At 46.6% G+C, this 14,587-nt stretch carries 16 protein-coding genes; 11 read left to right on the plus strand and 5 right to left on the minus strand.

Annotated features, from left to right (window positions below; all coding sequences use genetic code 11):
• Positions 1–11: 11 nt before the first annotated feature.
• Positions 12–1,178 carry an MFS transporter gene (locus tag B1A98_RS10890; protein WP_063385937.1) on the minus strand — a complete coding sequence of 389 codons (1,167 nt, stop codon included), beginning with the start codon at positions 1,176–1,178 and terminating at the stop codon, positions 12–14.
• A gap of 379 nt (positions 1,179–1,557) precedes the next feature.
• Between B1A98_RS10890 and B1A98_RS10895 the strand changes: the two genes are divergently transcribed.
• The 5 genes from B1A98_RS10895 to B1A98_RS10915 all read left to right on the plus strand — a co-directional run bounded on the left by B1A98_RS10895 (position 1,558) and on the right by B1A98_RS10915 (position 5,393).
• A complete protein-coding gene (locus B1A98_RS10895; protein ID WP_063385938.1) occupies positions 1,558–1,908 on the plus strand; it encodes an ASCH domain-containing protein in 351 nt (116 codons plus the stop codon).
• A gap of 20 nt (positions 1,909–1,928) precedes the next feature.
• Positions 1,929–2,363 (plus strand): hypothetical protein, encoded by a 435-nt coding sequence (locus B1A98_RS10900; RefSeq protein WP_063385939.1) that lies wholly within the window; start codon positions 1,929–1,931, stop codon positions 2,361–2,363.
• 222 nt (positions 2,364–2,585) lie between these two features.
• Positions 2,586–3,023, plus strand: a complete 438-nt coding sequence (hutP, locus tag B1A98_RS10905) for a hut operon transcriptional regulator HutP (RefSeq protein WP_063385940.1) — start codon at positions 2,586–2,588, stop codon at positions 3,021–3,023.
• Between the two features lie 252 nt (positions 3,024–3,275).
• Complete coding sequence (gene hutH, locus B1A98_RS10910; RefSeq protein ID WP_063385941.1) at positions 3,276–4,796, plus strand: histidine ammonia-lyase; 1,521 nt, start codon at positions 3,276–3,278, stop codon at positions 4,794–4,796.
• A gap of 153 nt (positions 4,797–4,949) precedes the next feature.
• Entirely contained in the window at positions 4,950–5,393 is a 444-nt protein-coding gene (locus B1A98_RS10915) for a hypothetical protein (RefSeq protein ID WP_063385942.1), read from the plus strand.
• Between the two features lie 41 nt (positions 5,394–5,434).
• On the opposite strand, the gene B1A98_RS10920 is transcribed toward B1A98_RS10915, so the two are convergent.
• Positions 5,435–5,794, minus strand: a complete 360-nt coding sequence (locus B1A98_RS10920) for a DoxX family protein (RefSeq protein ID WP_063385943.1) — start codon at positions 5,792–5,794, stop codon at positions 5,435–5,437.
• A 257-nt stretch (positions 5,795–6,051) separates the two neighbouring features.
• Here B1A98_RS10920 and B1A98_RS10925 point away from each other — a divergent pair, with 257 nt between their 5' ends.
• A complete protein-coding gene (locus B1A98_RS10925) occupies positions 6,052–6,417 on the plus strand; it encodes an MGMT family protein (protein ID WP_370511065.1) in 366 nt (121 codons plus the stop codon).
• A 234-nt stretch (positions 6,418–6,651) separates the two neighbouring features.
• Positions 6,652–7,569, plus strand: coding sequence for a UDP-N-acetylmuramate dehydrogenase (gene murB, locus B1A98_RS10930; protein ID WP_087903755.1), 918 nt, complete (start codon positions 6,652–6,654; stop codon positions 7,567–7,569).
• Positions 7,570–7,819: 250 nt separating this feature from the next.
• On the opposite strand, the gene B1A98_RS10935 is transcribed toward murB, so the two are convergent.
• Positions 7,820–8,968 carry an MFS transporter gene (locus tag B1A98_RS10935; protein ID WP_063385945.1) on the minus strand — a complete coding sequence of 383 codons (1,149 nt, stop codon included), beginning with the start codon at positions 8,966–8,968 and terminating at the stop codon, positions 7,820–7,822.
• A gap of 181 nt (positions 8,969–9,149) precedes the next feature.
• Here B1A98_RS10935 and B1A98_RS10940 point away from each other — a divergent pair, with 181 nt between their 5' ends.
• Both B1A98_RS10940 and B1A98_RS10945 read left to right on the plus strand, forming a co-directional pair.
• On the plus strand, positions 9,150–9,515 hold the full coding sequence (locus tag B1A98_RS10940; RefSeq protein WP_063385946.1) for a hypothetical protein: 366 nt from the start codon (positions 9,150–9,152) through the stop codon (positions 9,513–9,515).
• 179 nt (positions 9,516–9,694) lie between these two features.
• A complete protein-coding gene (locus B1A98_RS10945) occupies positions 9,695–10,900 on the plus strand; it encodes a cytochrome P450 family protein (RefSeq protein WP_063385947.1) in 1,206 nt (401 codons plus the stop codon).
• A gap of 174 nt (positions 10,901–11,074) precedes the next feature.
• On the opposite strand, the gene trhO is transcribed toward B1A98_RS10945, so the two are convergent.
• A complete protein-coding gene (gene trhO, locus B1A98_RS10950; RefSeq protein ID WP_063385948.1) occupies positions 11,075–12,034 on the minus strand; it encodes an oxygen-dependent tRNA uridine(34) hydroxylase TrhO in 960 nt (319 codons plus the stop codon).
• Positions 12,035–12,209: 175 nt separating this feature from the next.
• Between trhO and B1A98_RS10955 the strand changes: the two genes are divergently transcribed.
• Positions 12,210–12,983, plus strand: a complete 774-nt coding sequence (locus B1A98_RS10955; RefSeq protein WP_063385949.1) for a vWA domain-containing protein — start codon at positions 12,210–12,212, stop codon at positions 12,981–12,983.
• 62 nt (positions 12,984–13,045) lie between these two features.
• Here the strand turns inward: B1A98_RS10955 and B1A98_RS10960 are convergent, their stop codons facing one another.
• Positions 13,046–13,792, minus strand: coding sequence for a MerR family transcriptional regulator (locus B1A98_RS10960; RefSeq protein WP_063385950.1), 747 nt, complete (start codon positions 13,790–13,792; stop codon positions 13,046–13,048).
• Positions 13,793–13,901: 109 nt separating this feature from the next.
• Between B1A98_RS10960 and B1A98_RS10965 the strand changes: the two genes are divergently transcribed.
• Positions 13,902–14,510, plus strand: a complete 609-nt coding sequence (locus B1A98_RS10965) for a flavin reductase family protein (protein ID WP_063385951.1) — start codon at positions 13,902–13,904, stop codon at positions 14,508–14,510.
• The last annotated feature ends 77 nt before the right edge of the window (positions 14,511–14,587 follow it).

Raw genomic sequence — 14,587 nt, forward strand, 5'->3', positions numbered from 1 at the left:
TTTTTTATTTTTTAATGGGCCATCTTTCTCGACTGGCTAGTGTAGAAGCGATATAACATAAAAGCGATAATAGACAAGAGAATGCCAGAAATATATGGCAGACCGATCGCGAGCGAGAACAGCCAGCCGCCTAACGGAGGGCCGGCGATCCGGCCAAGTGAATCAAAGGATGACAGCAGGCCTGTCGCACTGCCATGTCCGCTCTTTGCTGTTTTTGTCAGCAGGGCAGAGACTCCCGGACGAATCATGCCGTTGCCAATTCCGAAGATCGTAAGGAAAATAGCGGCAGTGGCAAAATTGTTAGTGAGCAGGATCAGGCCGAAGCCAATTGCTGAAATCGCGATGCCCAGCTGAATGACGAATCCTTCACTGAACTTCTTCGTCAGTCTGCCAACGAGCCCTCCCTGCACAATTGCGCTGGCAAAGCCCATAATCATAAAGATATAGCCTAAATTGACGCTTTCAAGCCCGGCTTTTTTGGCGCCATAGTAAGCAAACGTCGCCTCTAGGCCAGATAATGACAACGAAATGAATAACTGCAGCACCAACAGGATAGAGACAGGACCGCGCATGGCCCGGCGAAGCGGTTCCCTTTCGCTGTGTGTCCCGTGCCGGTTTTCAGGTGCCAATGATTCTTTCAGCACGAAGAGAACGAGAAAGAAAGTGAACAATGAAGACGCTCCAGCAATATAAAAAGGCATGCTCAAGCTTTCTTTTGAGAACACTCCGCCGATAGCCGGGCCGAAAATGAAGCCGAGCCCGGTAGCTGCGCCGATCACTCCCATCCCTTTGCCGCGTTCCTCCGGCGTAGTGATGTCAGCCGCATAGGCCATTACTGTAGGCATATTGGCAGCAGATAAGATACCGCCAATAATCCTTGCTGCAAACAGCATCCATAGCGAAGAAGAAATCCCCATCAGGAAAAAAGAAAGGGCAAGGCCGAAAATTCCAATCATGATAACCGGTTTTCTGCCAATACGGTCAGATACCCGGCCCCACATCGGCGCGAACAGCAGCTGCATTAATGAATAGACAGCCATAAGGAGGCCGAGCTGTGTAGGCGAAGCGCCGATGTTTTCGGCGTAAAACGGCAGCACAGGAATAATGATCCCGAAGCCGACCATAACAAGAAACATGACAATAAATAAAATAGGCAAGGCTTTTTTCGTTTCCGGCATGACCATTCCTCCAATTTTGTTAAATAATCAAACATGCTGTTTAGAAGTGATGCTGGGAAGTAAGTATGAATACAATAAATGAGCCAGCTTAATTAGTTTAACAACAAAATATAGAAAAGAAAACTAGGGGAGCCTTTATTTGGGGAATGAGCAATCTCTAATACCGGCTATTGAGCGTTCCGGCTTCTTTTATAAGCGGAATTGGTCATTTTATGCGCGGATAAGCTGGATTTATGCGCGATCCAGGCCAATTTATGCACGAAAATGATAAAAAGATGCGCGCTGCTCTCTTTCTCTCAGGGAAGTCTGATGTTTTTGCGGCTGTCTGCAGATGGAGTATAATGAAATGGAATTCTATTAGCAAAGGTGGGTTTTGCCGATGACGAACGAGAAGGACAATACTAATTTGCCTCCGAAAACATGCACGATTGAACGTTTAGTGACGCTTCCGGCAGATGTTGAAAAGGTGCTTAACGGACACAAAACGGCTACGCGCCGCAATGGAAGATACGCTGATATTGGCGAGATTATGACGCTGCAAGGGAAAGACTTTGTCGTAGAGCGTGTATATTCCCAGTCGCTTGGCGAGCTGACCGATGAGCAAGCGAAGCAAGAGGGATATGAAAGCTTGGAAAAATATAAGGAATCGATTCTATCCATACATCCGGGCATGCCTTGGCTGCCCAGCATGAAAGTATGGGTGCATGAATTTCAGCCTGTAAAGAAATAACGTAACAGTAAGGACGGACTATGTATTATCAACTTCTTGTGTATACACATATTGTTAGCGCCGTTGCGTCAATCGGCCCGTTTTTCGTGCTGCTCGCAGTGATGAAAAAAATGCGGGCAGCCGGAGCCGAGGCGCAACGGGCTTATATTCATGTATTCACTGTCTCTGTCAGAGTGGTGAAGCACGCGGGCCATGTGTTGGTGGCCTCCGGTATTTTGCTTCTTATAGATGGGCCGTGGCCGTGGATGACATCCTGGGTGGTCATGACAGTGATCATAATGTTCAGCTCGGTATTTTTTCTCGCCCGGGCGTTTTCACCGACATTGCGAAGATTTGAGGCGCCCGGTGTAAATAAACAAGTGCTTATGGACAAGCTTCACCGTTCTGTGTGGATATATATTTTTTTATTGTTGCTCATGCTCTGGTTTATGACCGTGAAGCCGAATGTATGGTAATGGCATCGGCTCAATCTGTGAGAAGAGAAAGACGAAGGGAAGGCGTGCCTATTGAGGCTGCCTTCCCTTAACTGTTTTTTGATCTTAGGCAAAGCTCTTTACTCTGATAACATGGTAATATACTAAAATTTTCCAAATAATAATTGACGAGTATTTTCAGCTGCGATTATAATAAGTATAAGTAATGAAAGTTTTTTATTTTCAGACTTTGGTGGTGGTTATATGTCACAGACAATAAAAATCGGCAAAATTGCCACCTTGCTGGCCATGTTAAGCGATGAGGAGTGCCGCTTGTTTGACGAGCTGCTTGATCAAGTATCCTTCTGTCAGGGCAAAGTAGGCTCCATGAACACACAGAAGGTGATTTCAGCTGTAGAGACAGCGGTGAAAAGGCATCAGCTCATTGAAGAGAATAGATACAGGGAGACGCATGCCTTGTATCATGCTATTCTTGAAGCGCTTGAAGGAGTGACGAGAGGGCAGCTGGCCATAGGCGAGATGATGAGAACCGTAGGGCTCCGCTTTGCTGTGGTGCGGGGAAAGCCGTACAAAGAAGCAGGCGAGGGAGAATGGCTGGCGGTTGCTTTTTATGGGACGATCGGCGCACCAGTAAAAGGATTGGAGCATGAGGCGCTTGGTCTCGGCGTTAATCATATTTAAAGAGCTTATAACAGAGGCCGCCTATAGAGGCAGCGATGCGGGCAACTAGTTGCATCGACCTTGAATGCCGGCCGTATCAAGCAACGAGTCAACTGAATAGAATAAATCATGACCTATAGTAACGAGATGTTAGGAGGTGATGATGGCTTATTTAAATAGGCCATTATCGCCTCCTTTTCTATTGTCAGAAACAAAGCGGCAAGACCGGCGTTTCAGGCAACAGATTTACACAGAAAAAAGGGGGAGCAGGAAATGGTTGAGTTAACGGGAGGATCTTTAACGGTTGAACAGGTAAAACGAATTTGCTTTGAGCAAGAGAAAGTTGTTATTTCCAAGGAGAGTATGGAACGGGTACTCAAAAGCCGGCGGGCAGTGGAACAAATTGTTAAAGAGAAAAAGACCATCTATGGCATTACAACAGGCTTTGGAAAATTCAGTGATGTAGTCATCAACGAAGAAGATGTCCAGGAGCTGCAGCTCAATTTAATCCGCTCGCATGCCTGCGGAATCGGACATCCCTTTCCTGAAGTTGTTTCTCGCGCCATGATGGTGCTGCGCTTAAATGCTTTGTTGAAAGGTTTTTCCGGCGTTCGCCCGGCAGTAGTGGAAACGTTGGCAGCGCTGATCAATGAAGCTGTGCATCCGTACATTCCCCAGCAAGGCTCGCTCGGAGCATCGGGGGATTTGGCCCCGCTTTCGCACCTTGCCCTTGTGTTGATCGGTGAAGGCAAGGTGCATGGGGAGAACGGCGAACCGATAGAGTGTGCATCTGTGCTTCAGGAAAAAGGAATTGAGCCGATTGTTTTGCAGGCAAAAGAAGGGCTGGCTCTTATTAACGGCACACAAGCGATGACCGCGATGGGAGTTGTCAACTATTTGGAAGCAGAGCAGCTGGCCTATGACAGTGAATGGATTGCTGCTTTGACGATGGAAGGGCTCGAAGGAATTATTGATGCGTTTCATCCGGCTATCCATGAAGCCAGAGGTTATCCGCAGCAGCTTGCTGTCGCTCAGCGCATCAGCGAATGGCTGGAGGGCAGCGGACTTATCACACGCCAGGGAGAAAAGCGGGTGCAGGATGCCTATTCTATCCGCTGTATTCCCCAAGTGCATGGCGCTTCCTGGCAGGCGCTGGATTATGTGAAGGAGAAGCTGGAAATTGAAATCAATGCGGCCACCGATAACCCGCTTATTTTTGAAGGAGGCGCCCTTGTGATTTCAGGCGGCAATTTCCATGGCCAGCCGATTGCCCTGGCAATGGATTTTATGAAAATAGCCGTAGCCGAACTGGCTAATATTTCTGAGCGGCGGATTGAGAGGCTTGTGAATCCGCAGTTAAATGATCTGCCCCCATTCTTAAGCCCGGCCCCCGGTCTGCAGTCCGGTGCGATGATTATGCAGTATGCCGCTGCTTCTCTTGTATCGGAAAATAAAACTTTAGCTCATCCGGCAAGCGTTGATTCGATCCCTTCCTCGGCTAACCAGGAAGACCATGTAAGCATGGGAACGATCGCTGCCCGCCACGCCGGTTTGATTATCCAAAACGCCCGACGCGTACTGGCGATTGAGTGTATTTGTGCCATGCAGGCATTAGAATACAGAGGAATAGAAAAATCCTCCCCGAAGCTTCGCGCTAAATGGGAACAGCTGCGCAGCATCGTGCCAAGTATAAAGAAGGATCGAGTATTCTCGGAGGATATGGAAAGGATGAATCGCGCCCTTCACCCAATTACTGCTGAACGTCTCAAAAAAAGGGTGTCTGACCTCGCTTGAAACCGAAAAAGCTGCCAGTTCTTTCGCAGAACCGGCAGCTTTTTCGGTTAGATCCTGCCTCTTTCAAAAAGTGTGAATGTGATATGATGAGAGAGAATCTGAACAAAGCTAATTTGCTGAAATTCTGCAGGGTCAAAGAAGGAGACGATCAAGTTGAACCAGTTCCTGACACTTTTAGTCTGCTTAATTGGAATGCCGATAGCCGGTTTTTTGGTTTATCGATTGCTTGAGCGCTTAATGAAGCATATAGACGTTAAAGAAGAAGAAAAAAAGAAATTGGCGGAGCTGAATCAACTCGGTGAATGCAGTCATTGCGGGCGGTTAAGCCGAATATATCAACGCGAGCTGGCTCGCTGCAGCTTGCTCCTAAGCGAACGTCCAGCAGGAAGCCCTTCACTCCCTTGTCCTCATTGCAAGCAGGAAGCGGACTATTTCCCTGTTCCGGCAGCTCTTCCTTTCCATGATACCCATCCGGATTGTTTGCCCCTCCAGAAAAGTGAGTATGCCGAGTATTACAAGGAAAAGGAGCAATGGGCACAGCTTTTATATTTATCAAAACCCGCTCGTCCCTTGATGAAGGAGGAAGGGGAAGCATAAGGCCTTTTTAAAGGGCGGCTGCATCCCCTGAATCCGCCGAGCTAGCGCTCCAATTTTTTCGCTCCTTTGATCAATGCCCATTGCAAGGGCAAACGTCCCCACAACAGCGGCTTCGGCAATTGCTTGCCATTGAGCGGCACATTTTTCGCTGCCATATAAAGGTTGGCCGGAAATACAGCCGTTAAGAAGGACGGCAGCAGCCTTGCAACAAAGTTGACGCCCTTGTTGATAAGAAGCAAACCGCCGAACAAGATTTCCATGACACCAGTGATCCACACAATTTCTTTTTTAAAGGGAATTTGACGGGGAATGATCGTTTGGAATCCTGCTGTGCGCGTAAAATGAAGGATACCCGCAGCAAGAAATCCTGCTCCATATAAAAGCCGCAATATTTGTTTCACTAAAACCACTCCTTCTTCAGACTAGTGGACAGATACTCTATTTCTTGCGGTCGACTTGCCAAGAAAAGAGATATTGTCTGCAGCCACCTTTTTTCCTTTACCCTATTATGAACAAGGCGGGCATCAAAAAATAAAAATAGCTCCAAGGTTGGAGATCAAATGATTTCTTGGGAAATAAGCCGTTGATCTGGCGAAGAAAGTTTCCTCGGAAGGAGTTGTTTGTTCATTAAAAGAAATAGATGTATGGGGGTGTCTTTTTGGGAAAGAATGAGCAATTAACACCGTTTACCGCGGAAGTAATTCGTATCTTAAAGGAAATTCCTTCCGGATGTGTTGTCACCTACGGCCAGGTGGCGCGCATGGCGGGCAGCCCGCGTGCTGCTCGGCAAGTGGTGCGCATTCTGCATTCTATGAGCCGGAAATATCAGCTGCCGTGGCATCGGGTCGTGAATGCAAAAGGGGAAATCGCTGTGCCGGATGCTGATTCCCGCCAATGGCAGCGAAGCTTGCTGGAAACAGAAGGTATTGCGTTTACGAAAGACGGGCGCGTAGACTGGAAGCAATTTGACTGTTTGGCGAAGGGAGAGGGCGCAGGAGAAGAACACGGCACAAAAGAGTCATGAAGCCATTCATCATTCAATATATAGTATAAGTGACCTTCTCTTTTTTGCTCTATTCAACCAGCCAAAAATGAACAAGGCCAGACAATAGATCGATAAATGAAGAAAGGAGCTGATCGGAGCAGATAGGCGGTCTCCCTTTCCAAAACTGTTTTTTTTGGCTAGAATGGAAAAGGGAAGAATAGTTCTTCCACCAGATTTTTTAATAATACGATAAACGTAATGAGGTATGAACATATGCGGAATGAAGAGATTTATAAAGAACTGGTTGCTATTTGCGGCGAGAAGAACGTCCTGCGTGACGAGCCCCTGAAAGATCATACGCTAGTAAAAATCGGCGGCAAGGCAGACTTTCTGGTCATGCCTGAAACATATGAAGCGGTCGCCCAAGTCATTCGCTTAAAAGAAGCGCATCAGCTGCCCTTTACCCTGCTGGGAAATGGATCAAATGTGATCGTTTTGGACGGCGGCATTCGCGGGATTGTGATGCAATTTAAACATTTGGCAGGGCTGCGGGTTGAGGGGAATCAACTCATTGCTCAAGGAGGGGCCAACATTAAGGACGCTTCCCGTTTAGCATGCGAGAATAGTTTAACGGGCTTGGAATTTGCTTGCGGCATTCCGGGATCAATCGGCGGAGCGATGGTTATGAATGCCGGTGCTTACGGCGGCGAGGTCAAGGATGTTATCGACCATGTAAAAGTAGTGACCCAACAGGGTGAGCTGCGCACCTTAAAGAAAGAGGAGCTGGAGCTTGGCTACCGCACAAGTATTATCAGCAAAAATAAAGACATTGTTCTCGAAGCGGCTTTTGCGCTTGAAGCAGGCGACCAGGCTGCAATTAAAGAAAAAATGGCTGATTTGACATTCCAAAGAGAATCAAAGCAGCCGCTTGAGTATCCGTCTGTGGGAAGTGTCTTTAAGCGGCCGCCGGGCTATTTCGCCGGGAAGCTGATCCAGGACAGCGGCCTGCAAGGAAAAGGAGTCGGCGGTGCGGAAGTGTCAACGAAGCATGCGGGGTTTATTATTAATAAAAACAATGCAACAGCGGCTGATTATATTGCCACGATTGAAATGGTCCGCAAGAAAGTCAAGGAAACATTTGGAGTAGAGTTAGAGCTAGAGGCGAAAATCGTCGGAGAAGAAGTAAAATAGGTGAAGCAAACAGCCTTGGCATGCACAGGGCTGTGCAGCTGATCGACCAAGGGGTTCGGAATGACTTTATTCCGAGCTCTTTTTGATTTTTCATTTAAAGCCCTGGAGCGACGTGCCAAGGGACATGGTGAAGAGGGACAGCGTCCGCCGGAATGGAGGTCGGCTGTTTCCGAAAAGAAAAAGGACCGGCCCGAAAAGTCATTGTTCATGACCCTTTAGGACAGCCCTGAAATATCAGCAACTGTATTTTTTATTGATTTTCCTTCATGACCGGCGGCTCTTTGAGCAGACTGCCGACGGCTGCAAGCACTAATAAGATGCCTGTAAATAGAAAGCCTTGGTTCACTGTAAAGGCAAGAAGGCCGGTCACGCCCGACCCGGCTACAACGCCGAATGAAAAGAATGCATAAAAATATCCATAAGCTTTGCCGCGGTGGGAAGGGGCAACCGCACCGACGAGCAAGGAATTGAGAGAAGGGAATAAGAAGGCAAAGCCGATGCCGTACAAGGCCATACATAGATAGAGCAGTGAAACCTCTTCCATTTGGCTGGCTAAAGCAAGGCTGAGTCCCATCATCGTCATTCCAAAAGCTAAAGTGGAGGTGGCTTTGACCCGGTCAAAGATTCTGTTTGTCGGCAACAAAAAGATCATGACCGCAACGATGCCAAAGACACTCAACAGCATGCCGCTCGTCTGGGCATCATTGCCGAGAAGAATCACTTTTAATGGAAGCATGTATGCGAGCACGCCTTGGGAAAACATAAGCAAAAAGGCGCCGATAAATGCTTTGACTACTTCTGTGCTTTTGAAAAAATCCCGAACTGTCATTTGTTCGCTCGGTTCCTCGCTTTGGTTGGCTGCCAAGCTCGTACGCAGCAAGAACAAAGTGAGCACGCCTAATAGAAGCAGAGCGGCGCCTGTAATTGTTAAGACCGTTGTTTCGCTTGTTCTGCTGGCGACAATGCCGCTGAAGGCCGGTCCGATAATGGCTGCCAACCCGACGAACGCTCCGGAGATGGCAGCGCCTTTTCCTTTTTTTTCTTCCTCTGCCTCATTAGCTAAATAAGTGAACGCGGCAGGCACAATAAAGCCCGCAAGCAGTCCGTGTAAAAAGCGGATAGCAAGCAGCGACCAGGCATCCGCCGCCAGATGATAGAGAAACAAAGCCCCGCTTGTTAACAGCAGTCCGGCTAATAGAACCTGGAACGCTCCTTTTTTGTCGGTAAGAAACCCGGAGAGAATATTGCCGATGGTATTAGAAAACGAATACATGCCAACAGCAAGCCCTGTCAAAAACGGCGTAGCGCCGAGAGACGCCGCTAAGGGGCTGATGATTGGCAGCTGGGTAAATAAATCAAAAAATGAAAAGAAAATAATTAGATAAACAAACACACGCATATGTTCAGCCGCTCCTATCTCGATGTCCTTTCTACTATTCTTCTTTTCGTCTAAAGTTTTGTCAAGGCAGCCTGTATCTTTTTAAATATTTCCATACTTAACTATTGAGTCTTACCGGTAAATAATTCAAAATAAGCAAGAGGAGTTTTATCCCTGGCAGCATAAAAAGAGGAGTTTTGTCATGAATAAAGTGTGGTTTTGGATTGTGTGGGGGCTGGCGTTTCTTGTTACGAATCTGTCTGCTCTCCCGATTGCGGCATTTATATTGTACGGCGCAGAGGCCGATGCCGGTATCTTTTCTGTTTCCTTTATGAAGCTGATTGGCCTGTTTCTTCTCATGAACCTGATTACTCTGCAAATGTTTGTAGCCGGCCGCAAAAAGGACAAGACGGGATTTATGGTCGGACTGACGGTTGCATTCCTGCAAGCGGCTAGTTTGATCGTATTTATGTCTACTATTTCAACGGCGGCTGTAATAGTTGCGATGATTGTGTTTGTAGCGGCAGCTGTTTTGCTTGTGATGGAAATACGCCGAAGAGCCTATTAATTAGATGCGGAAACTTTGTCTTCAATGGCAAAGTTTTTTGTTTTTTCGCTATAGTAATAATCAGTCGGCTGTTCAATCTTTACGTTTGGATCGGTTCCCCTGATTGTGTTATTCTTTAGGAAATCAGTTATTTTCTGTAAAAACTGAAATTTATTGTGGAGGGAGCAGGTTTCTCACCGATGAATGATTCTGAAAACAATGGCGGTTTGGCTCTATTTACAAAGGAATTCGCGAAAAATCCCTACCCTGCCTATGAAAAACTAAGAGAAACAGATCCCGTATACCCGATAACTTTGCCTGACGGGCAGCGCGGATGGATGATTACCACGTATGAAGCAGCAGTAGAGGCTTTAAAAGACCAGCGGATGATCAAGGACTTTTCCAAGCTGTTTGGCGACCAAATGGGCCATCGCAGCGTGTTTACTGAAAATATGCTTTTTTCTGATCCGCCTGATCATAAACGGCTGCGCGGGCTTGTTCAAAAGGCGTTTACACCGAAGATGATTGCAGGCATGAGAGGGCGCATTCAAGAGATTACTGATGAGCTTTTGGAGAAGGCAGCTGAAAGGCCGCACATGAACTTAATTGATGACGTTGCTTTTCCGCTGCCAATTATCGTTATTTGTGAAATGCTTGGCGTTCCATCGGCAGACCGCGATAAGTTCCGGATTTGGTCCAACTCCTTAATCGAAGGGTCAAACGGTGAAAATGCGGAGCGGATTTATGAACATATGAATGAATTTACCGGGTACCTCGGCGACTGGTTTGCCAAAACCCAGGAGAATCCAGGGGATGATTTAATCAGTCAGCTTATTCAAGCAGAGGAGAAGGGCGATCAACTGACGGAAAGAGAATTGTATGGCGTGGTCTCGCTGCTTATTATCGCCGGCCATGAAACGACGGTGAACTTAATTGGGAATGGCATGCTTTCTCTTTTGCAGCATCCTGATCAATTCAAGAAGCTGCAGAGCCATCCAGAGCTGATTCAGTCGGCTATTGAAGAACTGCTGCGCTTTGAGGGTCCGGTTGAATTCAGCACCTCCCGCTGGGCAGGAGAAGATTTTGAATTCAAGGGGAAGGCGATGAAAAGAGGCGACATCGTCATTGTTGCCCTTAATTCTGCTAACCATGATCCTTTGCAGTTTGAGAACCCTGACCTGCTCGATATTACGAGGGAGAAGAGTCCGCATTTGGCGTTTGGTACAGGAATTCATCACTGTCTTGGCGCCCCGCTGGCCCGAATGGAAGGAGAGATTGCCATTAGCAGCTTGATGCGGCGTTTTCCGGCAATGAAGTTAAGTATCGATCCAGCTGAATTAGAGTGGAGGCCGGGAATGATTGTCCGCGGGGTAAAAGAAATTCCCGTTTCTTTATATTCATCATGAAGCATTGAATAAGAGCAGTAAAGGTTTACTTCTGAAAGTGAGCGGCTAATCAGGCTCTATCATTTTTATAGATGTTATTTCGGAAAAACATTTTACAAAGAATATAGAATTGTAAGCAGAAAAGTGAGTATTCACAAAAGACCCCTTCAAAAAATGGAAGGGGTCTTTCTGGATTTATTGCTGCTTCTGGAGCTGTTTGGCTCTTTCCTGCCACTCTTCTTCAGAAATTCCATGTTCAGCCACGTATCTATTTCGCGGATGCACGCGGCATTCATGGGAACAGCTGCGCAAATAGTTATGTTCATTTTCTTCTGAGGTCAAAATCTTTTTGTTGCATTCCGGGTTGGCACAGTTTACATAGCGTTCGCACGGCTCGCCGGAAAAGTAATCCCGGCCGACAATGACATGCTCTTTCTGATTGACAGGAACACTGATGCGCTCATCAAATACATAGCATTGCCCGTCCCATAATTCACCTTGAACATCAGGGTCTTTGCCGTACGTGACAATGCCGCCGTGCAGCTGGGACACGTCTTCAAACCCTTCCTTTAGCAGCCAGCCGGAAAACTTCTCACAGCGGACGCCCCCGGTGCAATACGTTAAAATTTTCTTGCCCTCCAGCTTTTCTTTATTTTCGCGCACCCAGTCCGGCAGCTCCCTGAAGCTTTTAATGTCCGGCTTGATAGCTCCGCGAAAATGCCCGAGGTCATATTCATAGTCATTGCGGGCATCCAGAATCACCGTGTCCTCCTGCTGCATCCGCTCAAAAAACTCTTTAGGTTCCAGGTATTTGCCGGTAAGCTCTAACGGATTAACATCGTCTTCGAGCCGTAAAGTGACAAGCTCCTTTTTCGGACGCACGTGCATTTTTTTAAATGCATGGCCTTCCGCTTCGTCAATTTTGTATACCATGTCAGCGAAGCGGGGATCTTTCTTCATCTCGATCATGTACTTTTCCGTTTGTTCCACTGTGCCGGATACGGTGCCGTTAATCCCTTCATCAGAAACTAAGATGCGCCCCTTCAGCCCAAGCTCTTGGCAAAGTTGCAAGTGCTGAGCTGCATATTCTTCCGGATGATCTATCGAAACATAATGGTAATATAATAAAACTCGATATGGTTTTGTGGTAATCAATGTTTTTACCGCCTTTTATAAAATAGTTTCACCCTAAAACATACAATTATTATTTAAACAATTTTTCAGCGCGATAGCAAATGTTCCTTCTTTTATAAAAACTATTCGTTTTCATCATCTGGAATATTCTGTACAATTATAGCAGAAATGACAAATTGAAAGGTGGAGAAGCGAAATGGGAACCATTGATTTGCAAAAAAAGAGTTTGAAAGTTGTTCTTGAAAAAAAGCAATTAACAGCGGTAAAAGCCCGTGTCGGTTTAGTACTCGATATTACCGGCTCCATGAGAACGCTTTATAAAAGTGGAACCGTCCAGAAAGTAGTGGAACGGATTTTAGCTGTAGCGACGGAATTCGATGACGACGGGATGCTTGATATTTGGGTATATGACAACGAATTTTCCCGGCTTGACCCGGTGACAGAGAAGGATTTCGAAGGATATGTAGACCGGAAGATTTTGCAAAACGAGGCTGTTCATAAATTTGGAAGAAATGATGAATTGCCGGTTATGAAAGATGTATTAACAAAGTATTTACAGGAAGATCCAGCGGAAGAGCCGGCTTTTATCGTCTTCATTAATGACGGCGGCTGCCGGAAAAATATTAAGTCACTGATTGAAAGTTCAGCAGACAAGCCTTTATTTTGGCAATTTGTCGGTGTTGGGAATGGCAACTTCGATTTCCTGAAAAAGCTGGATGAGCTGGAAGGGCGAGTGACAGATAACGCTCATTTCATTCACATTGAGGAAATTGATAAAATCTCAGATGACGAACTGTACGATGCGCTCTTGAATGAATTTCCAAGCTGGATAAAGGAGGCGGGACAGAAAGGCCTATTAGCACAAATGGCAGGGTCAGGAGAAGCTGCCGCTGCCATTGCCGAGGAGCCTTCCCCTGAGCCGGAAGCCAGAGAACGAAAAGGATTTTTCGGCCGGTTGTTCAATCGCTAAAGGGAGAGTATCCATAAAAGCAGCGCAGCACCGGTCTGGATGCTGCGCTCTTCGCATATAGCCTATTTCTTATGAGCGTCTGTGTAAATGCTCATTGCCTCGCACATAAACTGCGCAAGTCCTTCACCGAACTGGTCAATATTCTTTGTGAAGCGTTCGTCGCTGATATACAGCTGTCCCAATCCTTTAAAGGCATCGAGAGAATAGTTCCCCATTCGATTTAAAAGCACATACCATTCTTTAATAGCCGCTTGTGCTTCATCGGAGTGAGGAGAAGTGTGGCGCAAAGCCGCAAGCCTCGCATAGAGCGCATTCATTTCCTCAGCGAAGCCGTCTTTTTCGTCTTTGGACAGGCTCGCCAGCTTAGCGTTTGATGCCTCTACCGCTTCATTTCCCCAGCGTTCCCGCGCCTCCTGTTCAAAAGGATTTTGGCTAAAGTCAAAGCCTGCAAATTTTTCTTTGTTCGTCATGTGAATGTCTCCTTTCATATGTTGAATGGTTTTCGCTACTGTAGCGATCATTTGGTCGAGCCGCCGCCGTTTTTCAAGCAGCATTTTTTGATGGAGCTCCAGTGCTTCCTGGCGGTTAAATGAGGGACTTTCAATAATTTCTTTGATTTTCTTCAGCGGGAAGCCAAGCTCTTTGAAAAATAAAATTTGCTGCAGGGCTTCGAGATCTTCATCCGTATACAATCGATAGCCTGCTTCGGTGGTGCTAGTCGGGCGCAGCAAGCCAATCTGATCATAATAGTGCAGTGTGCGCACGCTGATGCCTGCAATATCAGCGACTTCTTTAATTTTCATCGTCATTCCTGATTGCCTCCCCTATAGATGTAATATAAAGTATGACGTAACGGCAGAGTCAACCGCCAGTCAGAAAAAAAATAATGTTTTAAAAATAGGACAGGGAGTGAAGAGCTTGATTTCAGTTGATCCAGCAGCCAATAGCGTAAAAGAGAATTACAAGTTGTTAATTGGGAGCATTATCCCCAGGCCGATTGCATTTGTGACAACAAAAACGGAGAGCGGAGAAATTAATGGCGCGCCATTCAGTTATTTTAATATTGTGTCGGCCAATCCGCCGCTTCTCTCTCTTGCTGTTCAAAGAACGGGAACAAAGCAAAAGGATACAGCCCGCAATGCGGTTCAATTTAAGGAGTTTGTCGTTCATATTGTGGATGAAAGCAATGTCGAGAAAGTCAATGAGACAGCCGCGGCACTTCCGCCTGATGAAAGCGAAATTGAACGGGCCCGTTTAACGTTAGAAAAGAGCGAAAAAATCTCTGTCCCTGGTGTGAAGGAAGCCCGTATCCGTATGGAATGCGTGCTGGAGCACGCGTTGGAGCTGGGAGGAGGGGAGTCTCCTTCGACCGATCTTTTGATCGGAAAAATTGTGTTCTTTCATTTTGACGAGCGCGTTTATAAGGATGGCAAAATTGATTACAGTGAATTACAGGCTGTCAGCCGGTTAGCAGGAGCTGACTATGCAAAGATTGGAGATATATTTTCATTGGAGAGACCGAGATAGTCTGAAGAGTTTGAGCCCGTACATACCGATGTGCTGCCGGAAATGATCCAATGATCCTTATTTGACTAAATCTCCGG

This window comes from Pseudobacillus badius, from assembly GCF_002189605.1.
Taxonomy (GTDB): Bacteria; Bacillota; Bacilli; order Bacillales; family Domibacillaceae; genus Pseudobacillus; species Pseudobacillus badius.